Annotated in this window: 3 protein-coding genes and 3 pseudogenes; 1 reads left to right on the plus strand and 5 read right to left on the minus strand. The window is 38.5% G+C overall.

Annotated elements, in window-relative coordinates:
* Positions 1 to 411: 411 nt before the first annotated feature.
* The 5 genes and pseudogenes from FCV43_RS17505 to FCV43_RS17525 form a co-directional block, all read right to left on the minus strand.
* Positions 412 to 819, minus strand: a complete 408-nt coding sequence (locus FCV43_RS17505) for a YscW family type III secretion system pilotin (RefSeq protein WP_136995891.1) — start codon at positions 817 to 819, stop codon at positions 412 to 414.
* A 650-nt stretch (positions 820 to 1469) separates the two neighbouring features.
* Positions 1470 to 1586, minus strand: a pseudogene (locus FCV43_RS17510) (ISAs1 family transposase); the annotation flags it as partial.
* A gap of 26 nt (positions 1587 to 1612) precedes the next feature.
* A pseudogene (locus tag FCV43_RS17515) lies at positions 1613 to 1801 on the minus strand (IS3 family transposase); the annotation flags it as partial.
* Positions 1802 to 1819: 18 nt separating this feature from the next.
* On the minus strand, positions 1820 to 2272 hold the full coding sequence (locus FCV43_RS17520) for a transposase (RefSeq protein WP_136995892.1): 453 nt from the start codon (positions 2270 to 2272) through the stop codon (positions 1820 to 1822).
* Between the two features lie 170 nt (positions 2273 to 2442).
* On the minus strand, positions 2443 to 2715 hold the full coding sequence (locus FCV43_RS17525) for a hypothetical protein (RefSeq protein ID WP_136995893.1): 273 nt from the start codon (positions 2713 to 2715) through the stop codon (positions 2443 to 2445).
* Here FCV43_RS17525 and FCV43_RS17530 point away from each other — a divergent pair.
* Positions 2603 to 3142 (plus strand): annotated as a pseudogene (locus tag FCV43_RS17530) (group II intron maturase-specific domain-containing protein); the annotation flags it as partial. The gene FCV43_RS17525 and the pseudogene FCV43_RS17530 sit on opposite strands and share 113 nt — an antisense overlap.
* Positions 3143 to 3347: the final 205 nt, after the last annotated feature.

The following is a 3347-nucleotide window of genomic DNA, read 5'->3' on the forward strand; positions in this document are numbered from 1 at the left end:
GAATTACGCAACAAAGCCATAAAAAGCGCATAACACTACCATCCAATCCGAATAATAACGAATAACCAAGCGCTAACTTCGATAGCAAAAATAAGTCTGGCAAAAAAGTATTTTTGATATCGTCGTGACATATTTTTGATAGTTAATTAGTATTTTCTAACTTTCAACTAGTGATACAAAAAAGAAATTTTACATTAAACACATGAACGTGGTATTTTTAAAGTTCGATTGATTTACATTCCAATCAATAAGTACGACATACTTTATTAAAACACCTGGGGATAGCCATATATATATTCAAAGGAACTGATACTTACATAATAAAAAACCCAATGACCTTATTTTAAATATACCTAGAACTAGGATATCCTCCAACGCATTAAACATAATAATAAAAGAAAATATTACTTCCTAGTAATTGTTATAAGCCTCTAAGTTTAAGTTCGTATATACACTGCCTTGCGTAAAGATATATCGCTCTTCCTTTTTTGCGATAATCTCACCTTGATAACGCAATATAGCGCGCACTTTCATCTCGCCATTTCCAGCTTGAATCGGAGCAATAACAAACGAGTATTGAACGGGTAACTGAACCCCTTGATACTCTTGTTGTAAAACAGTAAAACACTGACTATCTAAAACCTGACACACATCGACGCTTAGAAATGTACTCACTGGAGCGGTGTAATTATCAAACGTTATCCAACCAAATAGTGCTCCTTGAAGATGATTAGAAAACCCATTTGACACTGTATTTGTAGTTGCACATCCACTTAGAAGCAATGCAACTAATATTGAAGCACATGTTTTATTTTTCATATAAAGATAAGTGTTAAGTTAAATTATCGTAACAAGGTCATGGTCATGGTCAGTAATGACAACTAAATAGTTTAGACTATTACACTATTTTCAAGACGCTAGACCTGATCTGTTGTTACTTATCAAGGGCTAATTTATTTTAACCACCTCAGTTTAAAAAGGCTTCAATCAACGGTTGTATCGAGTACACAGCAGTCGCTTAATCTCTCACAAGTGCTGTTAAACTGAATACCCCCAAGTGAACTGCTATCTAACACGTCTTCGTAGACGAACATTGAGTTCGAGCAGACGTATACAACGCAGAGACTCTTCGCGTAGTATTTATTCAATACCAAAATCATCATTAATAATATGACAATCTTCACTTTGGAAGATTGATGAATTTAGCATGCACTATTGCTTATCAAAAACATAGTCGATTCTATCAAGCTCACATGTTGTTTCTATCGTCTATTTTAACGTAATATATTTATAAACCAACAATGAACCCAATTGCACTCTTTATAAAAAAGCTTAATAATCATGATGATAAATAATAACGCTCAGAAATACGTCCTATAACCCACCCAAATTAGTCCGAATTAACCACTAAATATCAATAGTAATTCATTCATCACTCACTACACACGGAAACCGCATGAACATAACCGTCACGTAAGACTTACAAAAACCTTACTTAGGTAATATTCATCCATTGCGCAGTTCATCCGTTTACGTTTAATGCCACCTTTAGATCTGGTTTCACTCTTTAACAAATTCAAACTGATCTGCACCAGATAGACTGGACACTTTGTTATGCGACATATTGCTTTTCAAAGTTAACAGGGCTTAGGTACCCAAGAGCACTGTGCCTTCTTGTTCGATTATAATCAACTTCTATGTATTCAAAGAGTGCTTGGCGCATTTCTTCTCGTGTCATAATAGGCTCGTACTGGATTGCTTCTACTTTCATTGAGTGGAAGAAGCTTTCAACACAAGCGTGACGCTCCTATGTCAATCCTTATGTCATAACTGAAAGATCTTTCAGTATAATGGGGTAAAGTTCACGAACGATATAGCGTTTCAAACAACTTTGTATTTCTTTTATTGAAAATCCTTCTCCGCTTCTTTTCGCTACATATAACTTTGTTCTTGGATCACTTCTCATTCTTATTAAAGCTACAGTCAATAATGCATTATTAGCCTCTCTTGAACCACCACTGTTTAATCGGTGTCGGGACGTCTTTCCTGATGAAGCTTGTAGCGGACTAGCTCCACAAAGAGCTGCAAAAGCAGACTCTTTGACTATCCGCTGAGGGTTATCACCGGCTGTTACCAGTAGTGTTGCTGCTACACATGGACCAACACCAAATTGCTCCATTAATGTAGAGGCACTTTCTTTGGTGAGCTTTCGTAATGCTTTGTCTATTGCATGAAGTTCATCAGTCAGATATTGCCATCGACGAGCTAGCATCTTAAGTACTGATATTAGTGAGCATGAGAGAAGCGCTTCGGAAGTCGATTCAAGCGATAGGCAAGCTTGAATGCATTGAAAAGTAGAGGGTACATAGCAAGCCCGCTTAATACAGTCAGGCGCTGTGACTAGTAATGCTCGAATTTGATTTACAGCCTGAGTCCTTGATTTTACGTGCTTCTCCGTACGACCATAAAATAACGCAGCGCTTCAACTTTACCATCATGCGACTTAGGTATCGCTGTAGACTCCTTCGCTAATACCGATCTAGCTGCATTTTCCGCATCTATTGTATCTGATTTTCCTACCAGTCGCCTTTTCGCTCGATTCAACGATGGCTTTGACTTTCTTGGGTTCAACCATAGAAAGTACAAAGGGAAACTGCTCATTAAGCCGAGTAAGTCCAATACGTTGATGTTCTTAAGTAACCTGCGTGAACTCATCAAAAAGCACGTAACCCTTCCAGTGAATGATCTTATCAAACTGATAAATCCGAAGCTCAGGGGATGGTCGAACTATTATCGACACTGCGTGGCTAAACAGGTATTCGGATATATAGGTCACAAGCTATTCCATTCGTTATGGCACTGGTCTAAAAGGCGTCATCCAACAAAGTCTAAAACTTGGATTGCCCTAAAATACTTCATCAACCGAAAAGGCCAGTGGCAGTTTCACGGTTGGCAGAAGATCATGGATATGGATTGCCAGTTCAATCTGCTCCAAATAGCTAAAGTGCCGATAGAAAGACATGTGAAAATCATAAGTGCAGCGACACCCTTTGACCCTCTTTACCAAGAATACTTGGCTAAAAGGAAGTCAAAAAGGTTAGCTCGTAACTCTTGGAACGAACCTGCTCCGACTGCTTTATAAGTTGCTGGGTATCATCTGATGCCTTTGTGGAGGCTTGAGCCTAGTGCAGTGAAAGTTACACGCTGGGTTCTTAGGGAGACGGCACTTGGTAACAAGTGTCGTCCACCCGACATAAACATCTTAGGGGAAATTGTTCTAATTTTGCAACCTAAGCCCCCTTACTTAATGTGGCTAAATAGAGGAGGGCGGTGTTTTTCAAGGTAGT

Source organism: Vibrio genomosp. F6 (genome assembly GCF_005146325.1).
Taxonomy (GTDB): Bacteria; Pseudomonadota; Gammaproteobacteria; order Enterobacterales; family Vibrionaceae; genus Vibrio; species Vibrio cortegadensis.

Excerpts from the sequence above, each read along its gene's own strand:
- FCV43_RS17505 (WP_136995891.1), bottom strand. The coding sequence starts at position 819 with ATGAAAAATAAAACATGTGCTTCAATATTAGTTGCATTGCTTCTAAGT.
- FCV43_RS17520 (WP_136995892.1), bottom strand. The coding sequence starts at position 2,272 with ATGCTAGCTCGTCGATGGCAATATCTGACTGATGAACTTCATGCAATA.
- FCV43_RS17525 (WP_136995893.1), bottom strand. The coding sequence starts at position 2,715 with ATGAGTTCACGCAGGTTACTTAAGAACATCAACGTATTGGACTTACTC.